This is a genomic window from Algihabitans sp., from assembly GCF_965226985.1.
In the GTDB taxonomy this organism is placed as follows: Bacteria; Pseudomonadota; Alphaproteobacteria; order Kiloniellales; family DSM-21159; genus Algihabitans.
On sequence record NZ_OZ245712.1, the window covers coordinates 2,611,261 to 2,634,062 of the forward strand.

Annotated in this window: 18 protein-coding genes; 12 read left to right on the plus strand and 6 right to left on the minus strand. The window is 65.4% G+C overall.

The window, feature by feature from the left end:
* The first annotated feature begins 40 nt into the window (after positions 1-40).
* Entirely contained in the window at positions 41-2,482 is a 2,442-nt protein-coding gene (locus ACO054_RS11995; protein ID WP_421706815.1) for a TonB-dependent siderophore receptor, read from the plus strand.
* A gap of 46 nt (positions 2,483-2,528) precedes the next feature.
* Here the strand turns inward: ACO054_RS11995 and ACO054_RS12000 are convergent, their stop codons facing one another.
* Positions 2,529-2,945, minus strand: a complete 417-nt coding sequence (locus ACO054_RS12000) for a YbaN family protein (protein ID WP_421706816.1) — start codon at positions 2,943-2,945, stop codon at positions 2,529-2,531.
* 253 nt (positions 2,946-3,198) lie between these two features.
* Here ACO054_RS12000 and ACO054_RS12005 point away from each other — a divergent pair, with 253 nt between their 5' ends.
* The 5 genes from ACO054_RS12005 to ACO054_RS12025 all read left to right on the plus strand — a co-directional run bounded on the left by ACO054_RS12005 (position 3,199) and on the right by ACO054_RS12025 (position 9,050).
* Positions 3,199-3,777: an RNA polymerase sigma factor gene (locus tag ACO054_RS12005; protein WP_421706817.1), complete on the plus strand. Its 579-nt coding sequence runs from the start codon at positions 3,199-3,201 to the stop codon at positions 3,775-3,777.
* Positions 3,778-3,874: 97 nt separating this feature from the next.
* Positions 3,875-4,744 (plus strand): FecR family protein, encoded by an 870-nt coding sequence (locus tag ACO054_RS12010; protein WP_421706818.1) that lies wholly within the window; start codon positions 3,875-3,877, stop codon positions 4,742-4,744.
* Positions 4,745-4,863: 119 nt separating this feature from the next.
* On the plus strand, positions 4,864-7,383 hold the full coding sequence (locus tag ACO054_RS12015; protein WP_421706819.1) for a TonB-dependent siderophore receptor: 2,520 nt from the start codon (positions 4,864-4,866) through the stop codon (positions 7,381-7,383).
* 174 nt (positions 7,384-7,557) lie between these two features.
* Entirely contained in the window at positions 7,558-8,265 is a 708-nt protein-coding gene (locus ACO054_RS12020; protein ID WP_421706820.1) for a protein-S-isoprenylcysteine O-methyltransferase, read from the plus strand.
* Between the two features lie 242 nt (positions 8,266-8,507).
* Complete coding sequence (locus ACO054_RS12025) at positions 8,508-9,050, plus strand: glyoxalase superfamily protein (protein ID WP_421706821.1); 543 nt, start codon at positions 8,508-8,510, stop codon at positions 9,048-9,050.
* Positions 9,051-9,077: 27 nt separating this feature from the next.
* On the opposite strand, the gene ACO054_RS12030 is transcribed toward ACO054_RS12025, so the two are convergent.
* Positions 9,078-10,064, minus strand: a complete 987-nt coding sequence (locus tag ACO054_RS12030) for a Bug family tripartite tricarboxylate transporter substrate binding protein (protein ID WP_421706822.1) — start codon at positions 10,062-10,064, stop codon at positions 9,078-9,080.
* Between the two features lie 177 nt (positions 10,065-10,241).
* Between ACO054_RS12030 and ACO054_RS12035 the strand changes: the two genes are divergently transcribed.
* The 6 genes from ACO054_RS12035 (at position 10,242) to ACO054_RS12060 (ending at position 17,428) form a co-directional block, all read left to right on the plus strand.
* Positions 10,242-10,778 (plus strand): tripartite tricarboxylate transporter TctB family protein, encoded by a 537-nt coding sequence (locus tag ACO054_RS12035; RefSeq protein ID WP_421706823.1) that lies wholly within the window; start codon positions 10,242-10,244, stop codon positions 10,776-10,778.
* A gap of 18 nt (positions 10,779-10,796) precedes the next feature.
* Positions 10,797-12,281, plus strand: coding sequence for a tripartite tricarboxylate transporter permease (locus ACO054_RS12040; protein WP_421706824.1), 1,485 nt, complete (start codon positions 10,797-10,799; stop codon positions 12,279-12,281).
* A gap of 200 nt (positions 12,282-12,481) precedes the next feature.
* Positions 12,482-13,366, plus strand: coding sequence for a helix-turn-helix domain-containing protein (locus ACO054_RS12045; RefSeq protein WP_421706825.1), 885 nt, complete (start codon positions 12,482-12,484; stop codon positions 13,364-13,366).
* Positions 13,367-13,473: 107 nt separating this feature from the next.
* On the plus strand, positions 13,474-15,672 hold the full coding sequence (locus ACO054_RS12050; RefSeq protein ID WP_421706826.1) for a TonB-dependent receptor: 2,199 nt from the start codon (positions 13,474-13,476) through the stop codon (positions 15,670-15,672).
* Between the two features lie 3 nt (positions 15,673-15,675).
* Positions 15,676-16,887 carry an MFS transporter gene (locus ACO054_RS12055; RefSeq protein ID WP_421706827.1) on the plus strand — a complete coding sequence of 404 codons (1,212 nt, stop codon included), beginning with the start codon at positions 15,676-15,678 and terminating at the stop codon, positions 16,885-16,887.
* Between the two features lie 31 nt (positions 16,888-16,918).
* Positions 16,919-17,428 (plus strand): nuclear transport factor 2 family protein, encoded by a 510-nt coding sequence (locus ACO054_RS12060; RefSeq protein WP_421706828.1) that lies wholly within the window; start codon positions 16,919-16,921, stop codon positions 17,426-17,428.
* Positions 17,429-17,517: 89 nt separating this feature from the next.
* Here ACO054_RS12060 and ACO054_RS12065 read toward each other — a convergent pair whose 3' ends face one another.
* The 4 genes from ACO054_RS12065 to ACO054_RS12080 all read right to left on the minus strand — a co-directional run bounded on the left by ACO054_RS12065 (position 17,518) and on the right by ACO054_RS12080 (position 22,682).
* Positions 17,518-18,039, minus strand: coding sequence for a CC0125/CC1285 family lipoprotein (locus ACO054_RS12065; protein WP_421706829.1), 522 nt, complete (start codon positions 18,037-18,039; stop codon positions 17,518-17,520).
* Positions 18,040-18,284: 245 nt separating this feature from the next.
* Positions 18,285-20,795 carry a TonB-dependent receptor domain-containing protein gene (locus ACO054_RS12070; RefSeq protein ID WP_421706830.1) on the minus strand — a complete coding sequence of 837 codons (2,511 nt, stop codon included), beginning with the start codon at positions 20,793-20,795 and terminating at the stop codon, positions 18,285-18,287.
* 217 nt (positions 20,796-21,012) lie between these two features.
* Positions 21,013-22,116, minus strand: a complete 1,104-nt coding sequence (locus ACO054_RS12075) for a FecR family protein (RefSeq protein ID WP_421706831.1) — start codon at positions 22,114-22,116, stop codon at positions 21,013-21,015.
* Between the two features lie 47 nt (positions 22,117-22,163).
* Positions 22,164-22,682, minus strand: coding sequence for a sigma-70 family RNA polymerase sigma factor (locus ACO054_RS12080; protein ID WP_421706832.1), 519 nt, complete (start codon positions 22,680-22,682; stop codon positions 22,164-22,166).
* Positions 22,683-22,802: the final 120 nt, after the last annotated feature.

The window sequence follows — 22,802 nt, forward strand, 5'->3', positions numbered from 1 at the left end:
TTAGATCGGTACGGTGACTTGCGAATTGGGGGGCATTGGGGTGGGGAAAAGAGCGTTACGGCGTGCCACGCGTGCAGGCCGAGCCGCCGCGCTGGCAGTTCTGACGGCAACGACGGCAGTCACAGCAGTAGTCACGGCGTCGATCTGGCCGGAAACCGCGCGGGCGCAGGAGAGCGAGGACCTTCAGTTCGATATCGCCGCTCAGCCGCTCGCCGACGCGCTGGTCGAGTTCGGATTGCAATCGGGCTATCAAGTCACAGTCGACGGGGCCGCGATCCGCGGCGTCGGCACCAGCGGCGTCAGTGGCCGGCTGACCGCGACCGAGGCGCTGAGCCGACTGCTGGCCGGCACGGGGCTCGGCTACGACCTCGACGGCACCGTGGTTACGGTCTCCCAGCTCGGTCCGACGCAGCTGGCCCCGATCGTCGTCGATGCAGTTCTGCCCGGCACGATCACCGACAGCTACGCCGCCCCCGACTCCTTTTCCGCAACCCGAACCAATACGCTGGCCATCGATACACCGCAGTCGAGCCAGGCGGTGACGCGCCAGGCCCTGGAGGACGTCGGCACCACGGACGTGGCCGACGCCTATGACTTTCTGGCCGGAATACAACGAGACAACAACGTCGGCGGTCTGTTCGGCGATGCCTATCTGGCGCGCGGCTTCGTAGCCGACAACATCCTGCTGAACGGAAATAGGAGCGGCCGACCCACGACCCTGGACACGGTCAACGTCGAACGGATCGAGGCCTTGCGTGGTCCCACCGCGACGCTGTTCGGCCGCGCCGACCCCGGCGGCCTGATCAACATCGTCACGAAACAGCCCCTGTCCGAACCGCTCTATCAGGTAGATCTGAGCGGCGGCAGCGGTTTCGCCGGCGAAGGCGACAGGTACCGCGACGTCCGTGCGACCCTGGACAGCGGCGGCCCCATCGACCAGGCAGGGCGTGCCCGCTATCGCTTCAACGCCGCCGCCGAACGCGAACAGAGCTTCAAGGAGGACATCGACAAGACCGTCTTCTTCGCCTCGCCAGTGGTCGATCTGGAGGTCGACGACAAGACAATCGCCAATCTCGAGCTGATCTATCAGTACCGGGAAGACGTCTTCGACCGAGGCAGCCTCTTTATCGACGACGATCTCGACTTGCCTCGGGATTTCTTCATTGGCGAAGGTCAGGCATCGGACCTGACATCCCACTTCGCGTCGGGAACCCTGCGGGTCGACCGGGAAGTGTCGGACTCGGTCACAGCCAGACTCGGGCTCTACGCCAGCTACAGCGACAGTAGCGGCGAAGGGGTCGACCAACGCGGCATCGGCGGATCGCAAGTCTTCGCCCAGCGTATCGACAACGACCTGTCGGAACTGTTCCTGACGGCCCAGCCAGAACTGGTAGCGGAACTGTCAACGGGACCGATCGGTCACACACTGCTGGTGGGCCTCGACGCCTCCCTCCAGAAAACCAAGCTGCGTTTCCTGCGCGGCGGGCGCGGCACCCCGTTCGACGCCCTGAACCCGGACTTCCCGGTTGACCTGCCGGCAATCGACCTTTCGCTGCCCGGAAACTCGGATTTCGATTCGGACTTCACCGCGCGATCCCTCGGCCTTTACGCCCAGAACCAGATCGATCTCAGCGACCGCTGGAAGCTGCTGCTGGGCGCGCGCTGGGACTCGGTCTGGCTGTCGAGCGACATCACGACCGCCTTCAATGTGGGAAGCGTCGTCACGGACGACGACTTCAAGGACAGCGCCTTTCTACCCCGCGCCGGGCTCGTCTATCAGCCGATCGAACAGATCGGTCTCTACGCCTCCTATTCGGAAAGCTACCGCACCCCTCCCTCCAACACTGCCCTGCGGGACGCCAATCGCGAACAGGTCGACGCCGAGACGGGCCGCAGTTTCGAGGCGGGCGTAAAGCTGGACCTGCTGAACGGACGATTGGGCGGGACGCTGGGCGTTTTTCGCACGGACAAGAAGAACGTCATTCAGACCGATCCGGCCGATCCCTTCGCCGTCACCAACCTGGGGGAAGTACGCAGCCAGGGCGTGGAGTTCGATCTGTCCGGCGAGGTCTTCGACAACTTCAACCTCGGCGTCACCTATGCCTTCACCAAGGCCGAGATCACCAGCGAGGACGGCGGCCTCCAGAGGGGCACCCGACTGCGGAACGTCCCGCGCCATGCCGCGTCTCTGCAAGCGGGCTATCGCTTCACCCAGGGGGCGCTGGACGGTCTCCGGATTTTTGGGGCCGCCGTCTACGAGGGCGAAAAACCGTCGGAGACCGCCGGCGGTTCGCCGCCGGACCTTCCCGACTATCTGCGCTTCGATCTTGGCGCGTCCTATGAATTCACCGAGAACCTGCAGGCCCGGCTTCAGCTCCAGAATCTGACGGATACGGAGTACTACACCAGCGCCAACGGACGGGACCGCGTCACCGTGGGGCAGCCCTTCAATGCCACGCTCGGTGTCCGAGTGCGGTTCTGAGTCTCGCCACCGGCCGTGCGCTCGGCGCCATAGCGGACAAAGGGATTTAGGAGTCCGTGCCGCCGTCACGCACGGCGTTCGGCGGCGGGCTCGGCCGGGAGGCGATGAAGGTCGCCGAGAGCCCGAGCACGACCACCTGTATCCCGAGGATCCAGGGCGGGGTGTTCATAGCGACCGACAGGAGGAGGACGGCGGCGATCGAGATCAGTCCGAGGATCTTGGCCCGTCGGCCGATCGCCCCGTGCGCCCGCCAGTCCTGGATCAGCGGGCCGAAGACGCGATGGCCGAGCAGCCAGTCGTGTAGACGCTGCGAGGAGCGAGCGAAGGCGAAGGCGGCGAGCAGCATGAAGGGGGTGGTCGGCAAAAGCGGTAGGACGGTCCCCAACGCGCCGAGGGCCAGTGCCGAAAGTCCGAGCGCAAACCAGAGAAGACGCGCCGGCGAGAGGCGGGAGCGCAGCTTCACCTCACGTCACCGCCGCAGTCGGTGCCGTGTCGTCGAAGATTCGGGAGGTCCTTGGCCATGGCCCTCCATAGATAGCGCATAACCGTGGAATCGCAGCCTATCCCTTCGACTCCCACGACCAAATGCTCAAACCAACCAGCTTGAGAATGATAACCAATTGCAAAATGGATCCAAAGAGGCCAACCTGCGGCGCTTCGCCATCCGGTGGGCCGCGTGAGCACCGGTGGATCACAATCGAGGTCAGGGGACGGCGGTGGGGAGCCGAGACTGGACCAAGACACGGGGTGACACCGATGTGCTGGGCGGCGACGAGCCGGCATGGCTCGACGTCTTTCTGGCCAATCAGAACGAACTTCTGGCTTTCTTGGGCCGCAAGGCGGGCAGGCGCGACCAGTCCCGCGATCTGCTGCACGATCTCTTCGTCAGGATGTCCCAGACCAGGACGGGGACCGGGACCGGGGCGGGCATCGAAGATCCGCGTGCCTACATTTTCCGCGCAGCAACCAATGTCGCAATCGACGCAGCCCGTGCCGACCGCTACCGCAGAACGGAACCGCCGCCGAGTGAGGAAGACCCTCAGAGCCGCGACCCCTCCCCCGATGCGCTGCAGACCGCGATTGCCCGGGATCGTCTGCGTAGGCTCGACGAGGCCCTCGCGCAACTGCCGGAAGAAACACGGGCCATGATCTATCTGCTGCGGATCGAGGGGCAGAGCTACGACAGGGTGGCCGCCTTGTTCGGTCTGTCCAAAAGCACGGTCGAAAAACGCGTCGCGAAGGCCCTGAACCGCTGCAGGACGCAACTGGAGACCGGCAAGCGCGAGGCTCGATGATCCGCAGGGTACGGTTTTCGGCCCACCGAACGTCCTAGATGTGTGACGAAGCTCCGAATCCTTTGACAGAGAAACGCTGTTGGACCGACGGTTGAGCATGGCCGACCAGCAACCGCTAGACGATCCCCTAGACAGCAGCCGGCCGCTGCCCGGCCTCCAGGACGCGGAGCTGCGACGGCTGCGGGGCGGCAAAGCCTTTCCGCCCGGCTTCGATCCGGAGGCGATCGCACGGCGGGCGCGGCAACGGTCGAGGCGGCGGCGGCGCCTGATTCGCGGCGGCGGCCTCGGCCTACTGACTGCCACGTTGCTGTTCGTCGCCTTCGACCCCAGCCTCATGGCCGACTACAGCGCCCCGGTCGGCCAGGTGGAACGCATCGCCCTGCCGAACGGTGTGAAGGCCCAGCTCGACAGCGGCGCCGCGCTCTCCTGGTCGGAAAGGGAGGGCGAAAGCCGCGTCCGGCTACACGCGGGCGTCGTGGCTTTCGAGACGACGGTCGAGGCCGAGCGCACCTTCGTCGTCGAAGTCGGGGCCCTGGAGGTTCGCCCCATCGGGACGGTCTTCGCAGTGTCGGCCGCAGATGCGGCAGGATGGAGGGCTGTTGTAGAGTCGGGGCAAGTCCGCGTGACCCGAAGGGACAGCGGGGCGAGCCGGGTCATCGGGCCAAACGAAGCGGCTTGGGTCGACGTCGAGAGCGGGCAACTGACCAGCGCGGCGGTTAACGTCGAGCGGACGCTGGCCTGGCGGGACGGCGTCCTGGACTTCAAGAACGCATCGCTGGCGGAGGTCGTGAGAACGCTCGAACGCTACCGGCCGGGACGGATCCTCCTTCTGAACGAAGAGGCCGCGCAACAGCGCTTCGACGGCGTCCTGGCGTTGGACGACATCGACGAGGCCCTGCGGATCGTCGCCGAGTCCAGCGGTTTGAAGCTGGAGGCAGCTTTGCCGCTGTTGGCCGTCCTCCGCTAAAAAGCACGTCCATTCCGCGCCGTCGTTACGGTTCTTCGTTTTTCATCCGTCGTGTCCTGTGAAGCGGTTGTGCAAGGGGGTGCAGCCGCCGTTGGTTTTGATACCAAGGGGACATCGGCATGCGGGTTTCACGGCGTTGGGCGGAGCGGTCTTTCAAGGCGGCTCTGATGATCACGGTTGGCTTTGCAGCGGTCGAGCAGGCAGCCGCGCGCGAGCACGGCGATACGCCAAGCGAGCTGCCGCGCTCATCCGGCCCGACGAGTCAAACCGCGCAAACCGTCCAAACCGACGTCCTGACAATCGATATTCCATCGCAGCCCCTGAGCGACGCGCTGCGAGCCCTGAGCCGGCAAAGCGACCTGCAGTTCTTCGCCGACAGCGATTTGACCCAGGGCCTGACGGCGCCCGCCGTGTCCGGAACGATGAGCGCCGAGGAGGCCCTGCGGCGGCTCCTGGCCGGCTCCGGCCTGGACTACCGCATCGGCGAGACGGGCGCGGTCGCGTTGGACCGAGTGGCGGCTCAGCCGGAAAGCGGCCCCCTGCAGCTCCAGCCCATCACGGTCGACGCCGTGCTAGCCGGAACCGTGACCGACAGCTACGCGGCGCCGGATGCTTTCGGTGCCACCCGCACCAACACGCCGATCATCGACACGCCAGTATCGGTTCAGGCGGTCACACGCCAGGCCCTGGACGACGCCGGAGCCACCGACATCGCCGAGGCCTACGACTACCTCGCCGGCATCCAGCGCGATATCGACGGCGGCGGCATCTTCGGGGATGCTTACTTGGCCAGGGGTTTCGAGTCGGACAACCTGCTGTTCAACGGCAACCGGGTGGGCCGTCCGGCAACCCTCGACACCGCCAACGTCGAGCGCGTGCAGGCCCTGCGCGGTCCGACGGCTGTGCTGTTCGGGCGGGCCGACCCCGGCGGTCTGGTCAACATCGTGACCAAGCAGCCTCTGTCCGAGCCCTTCTACGAGGCCGACCTGAGCTTCGGCAGCGGCTTCTTCGGCGACGGCAGCCGCTTTCGCGAAGGCCGTGCGACCGTCGATGCCAGCGGGCCGATCGATACCCAAGGACGGGTGCGCTATCGCCTGAACGCCGCCGCCGAGCGGGAGAAGACCTTCCGCCAGGATATCGACGAGACGCTCTTCTTCATCTCGCCGGTCGTCGACGTCCAGATTGACGAGGACACGGTTGCCAACGTCGAGCTGATCTATCAATACCGTCAGGATGTCTTCGACCGGGGTGTCCCCTTCATCGACGGCGAACCGCTTCTGCCGCCGGACTGGAACGTCGCCGACGGCCGGGACGAAACGCTCGACAAGCACTTCCTGTCGGGAACCGTTCGGGTCGATCGCCAGTTCACCACGGCTCTGACAGGCCGGCTGGGTCTGTACGGAAGTTACGGCTGGCTGGACGGCGAAGGTTTCCAGGTGGCCTCGGTGGACGCGGCTGGAACCGCCACGGCACAGCGCCTGGGCTTCGATGGGTCGGATCTCTTCCTGACGGCGCAGCCGGAACTGGTCGCCGAGTTCGCCACCGGATCGATCGGACATACGGTGTTGTTCGGCGTCGATGCCTCCTACCAGAGGAACCGCAGCAGGATTCCCTTCGGTCGTCCAGGCGCAGCCTTTAACGTCTTCGATCCGGACTTCCCCGTGAACATTCGGGAGCTTTCCGAAGGCGCCTCGGTCTTCAATGAACGGGTCACCGCGAAGTCCGTTGGAGTCTATGTCCAGGATCAGATCAATCTGACCGAGCAGTGGAAGCTGCTGGCCGGTCTGCGCTGGGACAACGTCTGGCTGACAGAGGAATCCTTCACCACAGCTTTTGTCGAGCCGCTGAACAGTTCGGTTATCGCAAGCGATCTAGACGAGGACCTGCACGACAACGCCCTGCTGCCGCGCGCCGGGATCGTCTACCAGCCGATCGAGCAGATCGGCCTCTATGCCTCCTTCGCCAAGACCTATCGCCCGCCGGTGGTCGGCGGCGACAGCAGCCTGACCGACGCCAACGGCGAGCGGGTCGAGCCGGAGGAGGGCCGCAGCCTGGAGGTCGGGATCAAGCTGGAGGCCTTCGACGGCAAGCTCGGCGGGACGCTGGCAGCCTTTCGCGCCGATAAGGAGAATGTCCGGGAAACCGATCCGGGCGATCCCTTCTCCAACATCAACCTCGGCCGTGTTCGCAGTGAGGGCGTGGAGCTGAACCTAAACGGCGAGATCACCGAGAACTTCAGTCTGGGCTTCAGCTACGCCTACACCGACGCCCGTATCGATAGCGACGACAACCCGGCGCTCCCACGAGGCACGCGCGTCAGGAACGTACCGCGCCACGCCGCCTCCCTGCAGGCTGCCTACCGCTTCACCGAGGGGTCTCTGGACGGCCTGAGACTCTTCGGAGGCGTGGTCTTCGAGGACAACAAGCCGGCCGATACAGACGCCGCGGACGATACGAGGCTGCCGGAGTTCTTCCGCGTCGACCTGGGCGCCGCCTACGACATCACCGAAAACATCCAGACCCGGCTGCAGATCCAGAACCTGACGGACGAGGAGTACTACGTCTCCGGTTCGACGGCCCGCAACGTCGTCCCCGGCCAGCCCTTCAACGCGACGGTGGGCCTTCGGGTCCGTTTCTAGAGCGAAGACAGCCTTGGATAGGGACGCCTCGGCGATCCTATCCAAGGCCAGACCGCGCCAGGGGTTGAGCGGTCGGTGAAGCCGCTTGCAGCACAGGTGGCGTCATCGCAAAAGAGTTTATTGCGAATAATTATCATTTGCATTAAGCTGACTTACTCGAGCGAGGAGGTCGACTTGACGACGCCGCCCCATTCCAAAAGCCCAGCGCAGCGCATCGTTTCCTTCCTGCCGCTGGTTGTCTGGTTCGCATTTATCGGCGCAGCCCTGTGGCGCTGGGAAGCCCACCACTGGGGCGCTCTGGTCTGGCTCGCCGGGTCCGTTGCAATGGGATTGACCCGGCTACCCTTCGCACGGCGAACAAGCGAGAACGTCATCGTCGAGGATCGCAAGACGCTGAGCGAACGTCTGTTGCTGACCGGCATGTTCCTGACCATGGCGTTTCTCCCGATGCTGCAGCTGGCCACCGGGCTTCTGGATTTCGCCAACTACGAGCTGCCGATCTGGGCGACGGCCGTGGGCGCGGCGCTGCAGGTGCCCTTTCTCTGGCTCTTTTGGCGCAGCCATGCGGATCTCGGGCGCAACTGGAGCCCGACTCTGGAGATCCGGGAGCAACACAGCTTGGTCACGCGAGGCGTCTATGCGCGCCTGCGTCATCCCATGTATGCCGCTATCTGGATTGCGGCCGTCGCCCAGCCGCTGCTCATCCACAACTGGATCGCCGGCCTGCTGATCCTCCCCGCCTTCACAGCCATGTACCTGCTGCGGATTCCGCAGGAGGAAGCGATGATGCGCGCGCAGTTCGGCGACGACTACGATCGCTACGCCGCACGGACGGGGCGTGTCTGGCCAAGGCTGCGCACAGCCCCGGCCTTGGCGCCCTGAACGCAGGAGCGATCCCCTCCCCAGCAGTCGCCTCAAGCTCGGCTCTTGTTGCAGACAGGCCGCCGGGATAGCCTTCGCGTTCGGCAGACACGGCCGGCCGCTCGCACCCGGGATCGGGATAGGTGAACGTGTCATTCGAGAAGACGCTCCGCCCATTCAGGGTCCTTTCCATGCAGGCCGGCGTCCCGTCAGCAACGCGAGCACTGACAAGAGCGCCGACACTTGCGAAAGGATGAGCAAGGATGCGCAGCTTTCTCGATGCCAAGGCGATGGCGAAATCGCTTCGCTCGAGCCTGTCCCGTCTGGACATCGCCCTGACACATAGCCAGTCCCTGGAAATGACGGCGGCCCAGTTCGATTGCGACAGCTGGAACGTTCTGGCCGCGAAGATCGAGGCCGAAGGGCAGCGGGGTTCCGCTGCCTTCAAACCGGCGATCCCGATCTTTCGGATCTTCGACGAGGCCAAGGCCCGGGAGTTCTACCTCGACTACCTCGGCTTCTCTTGGGATTGGGAACACCGCTTTCACAGCGGCGCCCCGCTCTACGCCCAGGCCTCTCGCTCCGCCTTTACCCTTCACCTGAGCGAGCACCACGGAGACGCCAGCCCCGGCTCCACGGCCTTCGTCTGGATGTCCGCTATCGATGGCTACCGCCGGGAACTCAAGGCGAAGGACTATGCCTTCCTGAACCCCGGCATCCAGGAGCTGCCCTGGGGCCGCCAGCTAGAGGTCATCGACCCCTTCGGCAACCGCATCAGGTTCTGCGAGCAAGCCGAGCAAAACTGACATTAGAGAGACCCCGAGGGGAACCGGTCAGCTTCGTTGCGCGCCGGTCCCCCGGACAACCGGAATCCAGATGTCGCGCTGGCGACCGTAGTAGGCATCGACCTCCGCCGGCGTCATCGCCGCCGGCACGATCGACCCGAGGTCCTTCAACCGGTCGCGAATGGCGTCCGACTGGACCACGGCATTCACCGCCTGGTTCAGTTCGGAGACGATTTCGTCCGGCGTGCCGGCCGGCGCGGCGATGGAGTTCCAGGTCTGGGACACGAAGTCGGGAAGCCCGGCCTCCGAGACGGTCGGAATATCCGGCACGGCCTGCAGACGCTCCGGCGCGGAGACGCCCAGCGGGCGCACGGCGCCGTCGCGCACCTGCACCACCGCGGTCAGCGAGGGGTTGAAGACGAAGCTAAGACGGCCGGCGATGAGATCGCGCATGGCCTCCCCGCTTTTCGGATAGGGCACATGAACGATGTCCGTGCCGATCCGCGAGAGAAAGAGCGCGCCGGTGATGTGGGTCGTGGTGCCGGTGGGGCCCGATCCGTACTGGAAAGCGCCGGGATCGGCCGTCACGCGGGCGATCATGTCTTCCAGGTCTTCGGCCGGATCGTCGTTGTTGATGCAGAGGATCATCGGCACTTCGTTCATCATGGCGACACCGCGCAGTGTCTGCTCGATATCGACCGGCAGTGGCTCGAACAAGGCGATGTTGTGGACCAGCTGGGAGGAGGTGCCGACCAGCAGCGTGTAGCCGTCGGGCGCCGCCTTGCTGACCGCCTCGGTCCCCTGCATGCCCGAGGCCTGAGCCAAGTTCTCGACCAGGATGCGCTGTCCGATCCGCGGCTCCAGCTCCGCCGCGACGATCCGCGCGACCACGTCGGCGTTGCCCCCGGCGCCCGAAGCCACGACCAGACGGATCGGGCCGGCCTTCGGCCAGTCGTCGGCCCGCGCCGAACGCCCGAGCGTGGAGAGAAACGGCGTCGCCAGCGCGGCGGCAAGGAACGTGCGTCTCTGGATCATGGCTGGTGTCCTCTTCTCTCCGCAGAGTAAGCTCGTTGTGGCTTGTGCGATTCTGTATCTGACCATCGGCCCTGTATTTGACCGTCGGCAGCGCGTGAATTACTGAGAGCGATACTCATTATCAATTCGTTCAATGCCTTCGCAAGCTGAAACGAAAAATCGAGGCCTATCAGAGCAGTGCCCTTTCCGAAGCTTTCCCTCCCACCCGGCACTCTCACCAGAGCCCTACTGGCGCCGCTCACGATTGCCGCATTCGGCGTCGTATTTTTCGCGCTGGCCCAGACGCAGCCCGCCTGGATCGGCGCCGGGACCGCGCAACGGATCGGGCCGGGGCTCTTCGCGCAGTGGCTTTCACTCGGCATCGTCGGGCTGTCGCTGATCTGGGCGGCTGTCGAGCTGGCTGTCCTGCGGCGCGGCCGGCCGGCGGCTCCAACCACTGAGGCCGACGGCGATTCACAACACGTCCGTCTGGACAGCGGCGTGGCACCCGGACTGGCCCTGCTGACGGCCGTGTGCCTTTTCGCCCTGCTGCTGCCAGTGGCGGGCTTGGTCGCAGCTTGTGCAGCCGCCGCCGCCGTCGCCGGCTGGGGAGCCGGAGATCGAGGCCCGCGCGCGCTGGGCCTGTCGGCTCTGCTCGGCATGGCGGTCGCCGCAAGCATCGGCCTGACGCTTCTGCCACCGACGGCCCGGCTCTGGCCTTGGAGCCTCCTTTGACCTTGAGCACCTTTTGAGATGGCAGACGTCGCGGCCTGGTTGGGGCAGTTCGCCACCGCCCTGACCCTGGAGAACGTCGTTCTCTGCCTCACCGGCGCGCTGATCGGGACCTTCGTGGGCGTCCTGCCCGGCATCGGACCGGCCGCCACCCTGGCACTTCTGCTGCCAGTGACCTTCACGCTGGAGCCGACCGGCGCCCTGATCATGCTGGCGGCGATCTACTACGGCGCGCAGTACGGCAGCTCGACCACGGCGATCCTGCTCAATTTGCCCGGCGAGACCTCGGGGATCGTTACGGCCCTGGACGGTCATCGCCTGGCTCTCTCGGGCCGGGCCGGGCCGGCCATCGCCATCGCGGCCATTTCCTCCCTCTTCGCCGGTCTGGCGACGGCCGTCTTCATCGCGGTCGCGGCGGGCCCGGTGGCACAGTGGTCCCTGCTGCTCTCACCCGCTGGGCTCGCCGGTCTGATCGCGCTCGGCCTCTTCGCGGCGGCGGTGATCGCCCCGGGCAAGCCCTTGCCGGCGGTCATTCTGATCCTGCTGGGCGCCTGCCTCGGTCTGGTGGGAACGGACTCGGGCGGCGGCCAGCCCCGCTTCACCATGGGCATCACCGAGCTGCGCGACGGGATCGGCTTCGTGCCCCTGGTGATGGGGCTGTTCGGCATCGCGGAGCTGATCCGAGCCCTGGAAACGGGAAGCCGGCCCGACCGTATCCCGCCCATCGGCTGGCCCTGGCCGACCCGGCGCGACCTGCGCGCCAGTCTCGCCCCCACCCTGCGCGGGACCGCAATAGGGGCGGTCCTGGGCGCCATCCCGGGCGTCAGCACCGTGATGGCGTCCCTGGCCGCGCGCGGTCTGGAGCGCGGCTTCAAGACGCCCGACCGGCCGCTCGGCGAGGGCGCCATCGCCGGCGTGTCCGCGCCTGAGGCGGCCAACAACGCCTCGGCGCAGAGCGCGCTGATCCCGCTTCTCACGCTCGGCCTTCCGGGTAACCCGGTGATCGCCGTTCTGGCCGGCGCCCTGATGATCCACGGCCTGGCGCCAGGCCCGGGGTTCATCCCGAACAACCCGGATCTGTTTCACGCCCTGATCGCGAGCTTCGTGATCGGGAACGTCATGCTGGTGATCCTCAATCTTCCCCTCGCGGCGGTCTGGGCCTCACTGCTGCGCATTCCCTTTCGCAAGCTGGTCCCGCTGATCGTGGTGCTGAGCGTCATCGGCGTCCACTCGGTCAACAGCTCACTGTTCGACGTCTGGACCATGCTGGCCTTCGGGGTCTTCGGCTGGCTGCTGGTGCGGCTCGGCCTGCAGCCGACACCCATCGTCTTGGGCTATATCCTCGGCCCCGCACTGGAGGAGTACCTGCGCCGGACCCTCCTATTCTCGCGCGGCGATCCGACCGTGTTCCTGACCGACCCCTTCAGCCTGGGGTGCCTGCTGCTCATCGTCGGCGGTTCGGTTGCCCTGATGCTTCGTCATTTCCGCCGGTCGGATCGAAGCTGATCCGCCGCACTGAAAGTGGAACTAGCTGAAGCGATGCGTCCTGAAGCCGGTCCTGCATTGAGGCTTGCGGAGACGACACCTTCTTCGGCAGACTTGAGAATGCGTATCATTCCTATAATTTGGATAATCCTTTGAGCGCAGAGACCGGAGCCGCGGCAGAGACATCGGACGACAGACCGTCCGTTTTCCGCTCGCTGCACATGCAGCCAAGCACAAAGACGCCGGCCTTTGCGCGCAGTCGACAGGTCGCCACTGAGCCCGGCCTTCAAATCGTCGAAATCGCATCCGGCGCGACCCTGTCCGCCTTTACTGGCCGCAACTCGGTCGGCGATCCGGAACGCGCGATCTTTCTGGGCGGCGCCTTCTTCTGCCTCACCTTCGCCGGCTTGCGCGCTAGCCGGGTGGGGACGCGGGAAATCGAGTTTCCGTCGCGCGAGAACGCCTTCGCCCTGCTGTCTTCCGAGCCGGTCGAGCTCACCTCGATCGCCGCCGCAGATGCAACCCGACAGAACGTCGCCCTCTTTCTCTCAGACGAGGCCTTGGACCGCCTGGACATTGGCCTGTTGAGGTCGGGAAGCAGCGGATCGGGGCAGGTACGGCACTGGCGGATGACCTCCGCAGCACGCGGCCTGGCCTTGGCGATCCTGAGAAGCGGGACGTCCAGACAGGTCCGGCGCCTACGCGCCGAGGCTCTGGCCCTGGAACTGCTGGCCGACCTGCAGGAGCAGGAGGGTTACGATAGCGACTCTTCGACACGCGACTTGCAAAGCTCCACCTTGGCAGCCGTACAGCGTGCGCGCGACCTCATGATCGCCACCCCCTCCAGCGATCACAGCCTGCTGTCCATCGCGACCACAGCCGGCATCAGCCCCACGACCCTGAAACGCGAGTTCCGGAGAGTCTTCGGCATTTCGCCGATCGCCTTCCTACGCCAGCTGCGGCTGGAGCAAGGCCGTACACTGATCGAACAGGAGGGACTGTCGGTGTCGTCCGCCGCCTATGCCTGCGGGTACGACCATCCCGGCAACTTCGCGCAAGCCTTCCGCAAGCATTTCGGTTTCGCGCCCTCGCACTTGAGACGCTGACCCGATCGCAGGGGTTTTTGGCCCTCTTGCAACAGTTCCAGCTATCGCGTCCCCGCCGCCGCATCAGGATACTGCGAGTCATTCGCAAATGACAGTCGGATCCCCCCATGCCCTCCCGTACCCCCGCCCGTCCCCCTGCCCGTACTCTTGCCCGCGCCCTCTGCCTTCTCAGCGCCTGTATCCTGCCGCCGGCAACGGCAACCGCGCAGGATCAATCGCCCCTGGCGGAGACCCAGGCCGAAAGCCGACCCCTTGTCCTGAGCCCGGTGAAGGTGACGGCGCGCAAACGCGAAGAGCTGCTGATCGACGTTCCCATCGCCGCGACGGTGGTACGGCCGGAAAACACGACCCTCTCGTCCTTCGACTCGGCGGGATCGATCTCACGTGCCGTGCCGAACTTCACGATCAACGATTCCGGCAACACGCGCCTGACCTTCGGCAGCATTCGCGGCGTCGGAATTCTGACGCAACCGCTCAGCCCCGTGGACACGGCGGTCGGCTGGGCGATCGACGGCACCGTACAGCCGACCTTCGGCAGTAACTCGCAGCTGCTCGACGTGGAGCGGATCGAGGTCCTGCGCGGTCCGCAGAACACGCTGTTCGGTCGCGGCACCCAGGGCGGTGCGGTCAATCTGGTAACCAAACGTCCGTCTTTCGACCGCGAGTTCGCGCTGGCGAGCGAGGTCGGCGAGAGCGAATATCGTCAGGTCGACGCCATCGCCAACGGCGCGCTTCTGCCCGGTCTGGCTGCCGGACGACTGGCAGTGCGCTACAGCAGCTACGGCGGCGATATCGAGAACATCTCGACCGGCGGCCAGGATGGCGAAACCGATCTGGGCGCCGCGCGGGCCAGCCTGCTGCTCACGCCGGGCGACCGCACGACGGCCGTCTTGCGCGGCTATTACGAGGACGACCGCCGCGATACACCGGCCTTCCTTCTCAGGGATGCGTCCGACTTCCCAGCCTCGGCCATCAACCCGGAGAACCGGCTGGACCGCCGGCTCGTGAACGCTTCCCTGGAGATCGAGCACGACTTCGACCGGGTGCTGCTGACATCGGTGTCCAGCTTTCACAGCAACAAGCAGGAGTTCACGAGCGACCTGTCCGACGGATTGATCTTCGGCGCGCTGCGGGGATTGCCGCCGAGCGCCTTCGATACGCCGGGGCAAAGCGAGCGGAGGGCCGAGGTCTCCGAGACCGCCTTTCAGCAGGAGCTGCGCCTGTCGTCGCTCGGGGACTCCGCCGTCGATTGGCTGTTCGGCGGCAACATCTACTACTCCGACCTGGAGCTGGACGGCGACGACCGCGACCCCCTTTCCCCCTTCAACAACGGCCTCGTCGATACGAACATCGACACGCTGAGTTATGCAGCCTTCGGAGAAGCCGGCTTCCCGCTCTTCGGCCCGCTGTCCGGAACGGTCGGACTGCGCGTGGGCCGAGACGAGCAGGATCTGGACAGCCTGTTCATCTCGCGCGGAGACCCCGGCATCGTGCCTCGCTTTGCCGAGGAGGGGCGTTTCGAGGACACCTATGTGGTCGGCGGCGCATCGCTGACCTACAGCATCAGCCCCGACCACAACCTCTATACCTCCGTCCGCCGCGGCCATACGACTGGCGGCTTCGCGACCTTGAACCGCAACCAATTCATTGGACAGCCACAGGATGCCCGCCCCGCCTCGGAGTCCTGGACCTACGAGGTTGGTGCTAAGCTCGAGTTCCTAGACGGCCGAGTCCGTCTCGACGGTGCAGCCTTCTTCAACGACATCGAAGACGCCGCCCTGATTTCCTTCGATCCCGGACAGAACCGCTCGGTTCCCGTCCCCCTGAACTACGAGTCTTACGGCTTCGAACTGGAGGGCGCGGCACAACTGGGCGCAGGCTTCACGCTGCGCGGCGGCGTCGGCTTCACGAAGGCGGAGTTCGTCGACGTCGAGGATGGTGATTTCTCCGGCGCAGAGGACGGAGGAAAGATACCCAACGTTCCGCGCTGGACGACCTCTCTGTCGCTCGAAAACAGCACGCCCATCTCCCTGGTCGGCGAAGACGCCGAGTTCCTAGGCAGGTTCGAATGGCAGTATAGCGGCGAACGCGAGGCGGATATCAGCAACAGCTTCACTCTCGACAGCTACCACGTCTTGAATGCCCAACTCGGTTTTGCCTTCGATACCGTCTCGCTCTACGGCTTCGCCCGAAACCTGACCGACGAGCGGTTCGAGACCCTTGGCGTGCGCTTCGGTCCCGAGGTGGAGACCGTCTCGGTCGGACGCGGCCGGGTTCTCGGCATCGGCGCGAGCGTGAGGTTCTGACCCATGGTCCTGGCCGCCCTCGCGGTTCTGACCGCAGCGCAGTACCTCGCACTATTCTTTTTCTATGGGGCCGTCCCGACGGTCTTGCGGCAGGCCGGCGCGCCGCTTGAGCTTCTCGGCTTCTTCGGGCTGGCCTATGGCGCCTTCGCCCTCAGCTTTCTGTGGGCCCCCTATGTGGATCGCCTGCAGATACCCGGTCTCGGCAGACGCCGCAGCTGGATCCTCGCGATGCAGTGCATGGCCGCGGCCTTCGTGGCGACCGCAGCTTGGCTCGACCCGGCGGAGGACGCCTTCGCTCTGCTGCTGATCGCCTTCGGTGTTTCCTTCGCAGCAGCGACCCAGCGCATCGCCACGCTCGGCTATGCCGTCGAAAAGCTCGCTCCGCAGCGACGAGCCTGGGGCAGTACGGCCATCGGCTGGGGCGGCGCGGTGGGGCTGCTGCTCGGCGGCAGCGTGCTGCTGGCGGTCGTCGAACGGTTCGGCTGGTCGACCGCCTGCCTCGTCCTGATCGCCGTGATCGCCGCTCTTCTTCTGCTGCTGCCTTGGCTGCGCGAGCCACCCGACGCGACTGCTCGGGAGGCCGCGCGCGCCTCACTCGCCGAGCTGTTGCGCCGGCCCGAGACACGCCGAATTCTGGCGGTGGCCCTGCCCCTCTCCTTCGCCAAAGGCCTGTCCTTCACTTTGATGCAGCCCCGGCTGGTGGATCTGGGTGTCGGACTAAGCGATATCGCGCTCGTCGTGGGCCTGGCGAACGCCGCCGGTTTCATGGTCGTCGGGCCGGCGGTCAGTCTCGCTTTGGCCAGGGTGTCCCTCGCCGGCGCCTTTCGCTGGATGGCGGCGAGTTCGACCGCCACGCTCTCCCTGATCGCGCTGATCGAGTTCGCAGGCCCTCCGTCCGTCGCGCTCGCGATGACCTCGGTCGTGCTGCTGTTCGCGGCCTTCACCGTCATGCAGGTGGTGATCACGACGCTTTTCATGGGTTTGAGCGATCGAACCCAGGGCGGGACCGACCTCACGACCTTTCTGTCGCTTTTCGCGTTGGGCGCCCTTCCCGGAACCGTCACGGGAGGCTTCGTCGCAGGGGCCTTCGGCTATGGCGCCGGTTTCGCCGTGGGGTCGCTCAGTTGCTTCGCCGGCCTGGCTATCTCGCGACTGCTCCCGCTCGCGCTGCCGGCACCGCAGGTCACGGACAGAGCCGTCGCGCCGCAGCGTTGAACCTGGCTCGGAACACCAGAGGGAGGAATCGATGCAGACCCCAGACGACACATCCCGGCAGCGGCAGGCAGGGACAGTCCCGGCCAGCGCGAACACCGAGCTCACCAAAGAGATCGAAGCGCTGCTGGCGACCTTTCAGGATCGCTTGCTCGCGCGCGACTTCGACGCCCTGGAGTCCCTGATGACCGACGACTTCACCTATGTCGACCCGAAAGGCTCCAGCTTGGATCGCCCGTCGCTTCTGGAGCGCGAGCGGCGCGGCGCCGAAGGCAAACCCGAAACGCAGATCGAGCATCGCCTCTTGAGCGCGAAAACCATCGGCCCCGATGCGGAAGCCCTGATCGAGCTGCGGTTCCGCACCGTGATCAGACGCGGCTCGTCCGAGGTCGTCTACCAAGGACGCGGCCGGGAACGGGTGACACTTGCGCGAGTAGAGTCCGGATGGCGCTTCCGCACCGTCGTGATCGAGGAACAGGAGATGACGCGGAACGGACAGACCGCCGGGGACGAGGCCATCGAAGAGATGCACCGGGGCGCCTGACGCCAACCTGAGGATGCTCTTCCAAAGATCCCGCAGCGCCGCCTCAACCTCCCCCGAACAGGGTCAAGCGGGTGAAGCCGTCCTCAGCTTCACGACTCCGCGGGACGCACGATGTTGGGGCCGAGGCGTTTCAGGACGTCCCGCGCGTCGAAAGCATTGGGATCGTCCTCCGGCTTCTCGCCCGGCCGCACAACGATCTGAGCATAGGCGGTAAAGCGGTCGCTAGGGCGCGAGGTCGAGGTGCCGAAGCTGGAACCGGCGAAGCCCCCGGAATAGAAGCGCGAGCCGTGGAAGCTGGAAAACGTTCCGAAGCCGGACCCGGTCGTGCGGAAGGTGGTGAAGCGTTCCGTGTCGTGATCGACCAGCAAGAAGTAATCCTGCCCCTGGTCCAGCGTCACCTCGGCGGCCCGATAGAGCAGGAAATCCTCGACCGTCTCGCGCGGCGTCAGACTGTTGCCGGCGAAGCTGACCCGGTAGCGGTCCGACTCGAGCGGCTGGACGGCATAGCCGAACTGCTTCTCCACCGGCTGGTAGGGTGTCGGGCTTGCGCAGGCGGCCAGGAAAGACAGCACGGCGACGGCGAAAAGGCTGCGATACACGATAGGCTTCATGGGAACACCGCTCCGAACCTGGATTTCGATCGAACGGCCGCAATCCAAAAAGTCTGCGGGAAACTCGATCGGTTTCACGAAGCAAACTTTATCCACCCACTCACGACTAGCAGTGAGATCGTTCACAAGACAATAAGATCGCTCTACGCCAGATCCAGTGCGAGGTCTTCACAATTCCGAGCGGCCGCTGAGTCCAGGACACGGCACAGACCGTGCCCCGAATGCCGGAGCGGACCGCCCCACGGCTACCACCTCATCGTGTAGCGCAAGCTCAGAGTCGTTCCCGGGAAAGGAACGTTTGCGATCCGGCCCAACGTCCCGTTTCGATTCACCTGCGCCGTCGGATTGAACTCCGTCCTATTGAAAAGATTCTCGACTCCGAGCTGCAGCCTCCCGGGTCCGATATCCGCCTCTGAATAGAAGTCGACGAAAGTCAGAGGCTCGACGCCGAACTCGTTGAGCTGGGGAGTTGCATCGGCTGAGATCTGGTGCGACACCTGAATTCGATTCCGCCACCAGTCAAAGGGACTGTAGGCTGCATAGCCGATGAAGCGCAGAGGCTGAATGTTGTCAGCGCTCAAGTCTACTATATCGCCGTCTTCCAGCTCCGTCGTGCCCTCGCTGAAGGAGATGCTGCCGCCGAAGCCCCACCGATCCCAAGGCTGTGTATCCAAGGTAATCTCGGCGCCCCAAATCTCTTGAGGCCGCCTGACCGGCGCGGCGAAGGCAGTTCCGGGGACGACGGTGAACTGACTCGCCAGATCGGACTCGCTGTAGAAGACGGCGGCGGTCGCCTGCACCCGGGGCCAAGAGCCGCGAACACCGACTTCGAACTGATCCGTCGTCGCCGGCTCCGGTTGGATGTCGTCGGCCGCGGTGATCCCTTCTAGACGCGGCGCCCGGGCCAGATCGAGCACGTCGGCCGCCTGGGAGAAGCTGCCGTAGACTTCCACCTCGTCGGTGGCGAAGTAGACCAGTCCGGCGTTGAAGAGGGCCTGATCGAAGTCGACGCTGCCTCCCTCGAAGGGCCCACCGAAATCGAGCGCCAGATTGGCGGAGCCGATCTCCACGTCGGTCGCCTCGTAGCGAACTCCACCGGTGATGAGGAAGTCGTCAAGAAAGGGAACCCGGAGCTGTGCGAAAACCGCTCCGCTGTTCTCAACGGCATCAAGAATGGTGAAACCGAAGGGAGGTGTAGGATCCAAAATCTCCTCAGCCTCATAAACGAAGCGCTGCAGATCGGCACCCCAGGTCACTGAAGAGCCGGAGAACCAGCTGTCGTCGACGAAAGGGATCGGCGTTTCGACGTTCAGACGCGCACCAATGCGCCGATTGTCCTCACGGACCTGAATGATAAGCGGAGGCACCAGTTCGCCGGGGATCTGCTGCAGGGCGCGATCCTGGTAGAACAGTGTCAGATTCAAGCGATTGCCGAAGATGTCGTCGTTCTCGTAACTGGCCGTTCCGACGTACTGACGCCGGAAGGACTCCTCGAAGACATCGTCGAAGTCGGAGAAACGTTCGGTAGAGGTCTTCCGTCCAGTGTCGGGATCGCCGTCAGCCACCGCCAGAAACTCGGGATCCTGATCGGTGTGCACGAAAAAATGGGTCGTCTTGAGTCTCTGCTGCTCATTGATATTGAAGATCAGATTTGCGTTGAGATCGATGAGATCGCTATTGGCAAAGTTGGTATCGCTATCGGGGAGCGGATCCCCATCCGGATCGAAGAGCGTCTGATTGATCTCGCCGCCGATCTCTAGCCAGTAGTCGAGACGACCCAACGACCCGGTTGCGCTCTGCCGAAGCTCGGGGCTCACGCTATCGTCGATATCGGTCGGCTGCAGGGACAAACCGACCGTCGTCTCCAGTTGCAGCTCGCCGGGTACAGGTTCGGGCGTGCGAAAGTTGACGGCGCCGCCACTGGCGCCGAAACCGAAGGTGGCGTCCGCACCGCGCACGACCTCCACGCGCCCGAAGGCGCCCGCAGGGACGTCGAAAATCGCATTGCCTGTCGGCCGGAACCTTTGATTGATCTCAATGTTATTGATTCGAAAAGAAGCTTCCCGGCCGCGCAGAGTGCCTCTGCTGCCGAGAGGGCTCGTAAAGTTGAAGCCCGGCACGACCTTCGCGAGGCCTGCAATGGCGTCACGCTGGAAGGTGGGCTGAGCTTCCAGGTCTTCGCGTTCCAGGATCGTGTTGGAGGAGGGCAGCTCCGAGATGGGGGTGGCGAAGCGAGCGCCCGTCACCGTGACAGGATCGAGCCGCAGCGGTTCCTCGCCCTGCCCTCCCGACTGTGGGTCCAGACGGACCAATGTCACCGTATCGGCGTTGGTAAAACGGTAGGTCAGGCCGGTACCGGCGATCAGAATCTGAAGCGCCTGTTCCGGCTCGTAACTGCCTTGAACCCCCCGACTCAGCAGCCCAACCGTGAGATCGGCCGGGTAGAGAAGCTGCAGATCGACGGCCTGGGAAAAGCTCAGGAGAGCCGCCTCCAGGTCGCCCGCCGGAATGTCGAAAGTCTGCGCCACCGACCCCTGCGGATTATCCTGGGCAAGTTGCACCCAACCCGGATCGAGGCGCGCCAGGGCGCCGCTATCGAGATCCCGCAGCTGCTGCTGCCAGTCGGCGGCGCGTGCGGGCGCCGGCAGAGCCATCGCGAACAGCGACGCCCCCAGAAGGAGGGCCGTCGCCGGTCGCAGCCTCCGCTCTTCCTCCCCAGGTGTCCCAGTCTTCGCCTCAGCACCACAGACCGACATACCGTCCCCCCACTCCCCCTCACCAAGTCCCCGAGCCGTTTCCTTGTTGGCGCACGGGCACAGCTACGCGCGCGACCCGGCGGGGTGCACGCTTCATTGAGTAGACCTGTCGAGACGCGAAACCCCTGACCCTGGGCGGCAAAAAAAGTTCGATAAGGGAGATTGGGCGCCGTGGAACCGACGCGATCAGGCAGCAGCGGTTAAACCGCAGCTTCCGTCAGTCGCGAGCCCGTAGGAGCGTCAGCCAAGGCGTTACGCGAAGGGCCTCGACCGGAAGCGTCGTCTCGATGGCGTCCAAGGCGCGGTCGCTATCGCTCAGGCCCAGGACACCGGTGAAACGGGCCTCCGCGAGGGCGGAGTCGAGAAAGAGGATACGACCGGGACGATGCCGGTCCAGTTCGGCGATCACCGCACGCAAGGGCCGATCAACGAAAACAAGCCGGCCCTGCCGCCAGGCGGTGACCGCCGCAAGATCGACATTCCGCGTCTCGATCGCGGTGCGCGCAGTCCGCCCCGTCGCGTAGCCGGCCGCCTGTCCGGCGGCGAGCCTCACCGCCTCGTCATCGGACCCTCGCTCGAAGGGTCGAGCCGGCGGCCTGCGCAGCTCGACCAGCCCTTCGGCGACCGCGACCTCGATCCGCTCCGCGACGGCCCGAACGTTGAAGGAGGTCCCGACCGCGCGGGCGACCCCCTCCTCGACCGCGACCTCGAAGGGGCGCTCGGGATCGCTGGCGACCATGAAGAAAGCCTCACCACGAGAGAGACCGACGCGACGGCGATCCGCCGTGAAGTCGACGGTCAGCGCCGTGCCGCCGTTCAGATGGACGCGCGAGCCGTCCGGCAGAGTCGCGACGCGGCGCTCGCCGGTCGTCGTGGCATGATCGGCCCGCCAGCTATCGTAGGCAGCGGCTGCCCAAGGCGCGCCCGCCCAAAGACCGAGACCGACCGTAAGCACCAGGCTGGCGGCCAGTCCGACAGCTCTCCATCTACCGGTCTCGCGGCGGGAAAGCCGGCGCCGACTGCCAGAATTCGCCCGTCTCTCCCCAGGGGCCGAAGGCGCGATAGAACGCTCGCTCGCCTTGGCAACGCGGGGGTCGGGCAGGTCCTCTAGTTGCGCCCAAAGCGCCTCGGCCTCTGCATAGGCCGCCCCATGATCGGGGTCGCGCGCGAGCCAGATCGCAAAATCACGCCGGTCGGCGTCGGTCACCAGGTCGGAGGTCATTCGCACGAACCAGGCCGTCGCATCCGAGGCCAAGCGGTCGTCGCGCTGCCCGTGCTGCTCCGACCGACCGTTTCCGTTTTCGAGAGAGGTTGCCGTCATAGCCTCATGCTGCCAGTCGCGGCGGCGCTTTTCCACTCCGCCCCGCGCTATTCACCCGCGGCGGTCAGGCGGCGACGACAGTGCAGCATGGCCTTGATGATGTGCTTCTCGACCATGTTTCGGGAGATACCGAGACGGGCGGCGATCTCGCCATGCCGCAAGCCGTCGAGGCGGCTCATGAGAAAGACCTCGCGGCAGCGCGGCGGTAGCTCCTCGATGGCCTCGGCGACGAGCGAGAGACGTTGGCGCGCGGCGGCCGCCGCTTCGACATCGACCTCGCCGGAGGGCACGGCCTCCGGCGAGGTCTCTTCATCGAGCAGGCCGTCGCGCGTTCGCTCGCGCGCCAGGCGGTCGTGCGCGGCATTCGCGGCGACCTGGAAGAGGTAGGCCCGGGTATCCTCGATGGCGCGGCGCGGGGCGAAACGCAGCAGGCGCAGGTAGGCCTCCTGCGCGACATCGGCGGCCGTTTCCTCGCAGCGCAACCGCCGCAGAAGGAAGCGGCGGAGGTCCGCGTGGTAACGCAGGTAGAGATCCTCCAGCTGCAGCTCCTGCGCACCGACGTCCATACACCGCACCCACCGATATCGCGTTCGCCCTAAAGAGGGTGGCTCAGATCGAGGCGGCCGCGGTCCGGCCCGTCTGTCGCCCAGCGAACGATCGGGAGACGATAGTGCGAATGAAAACCA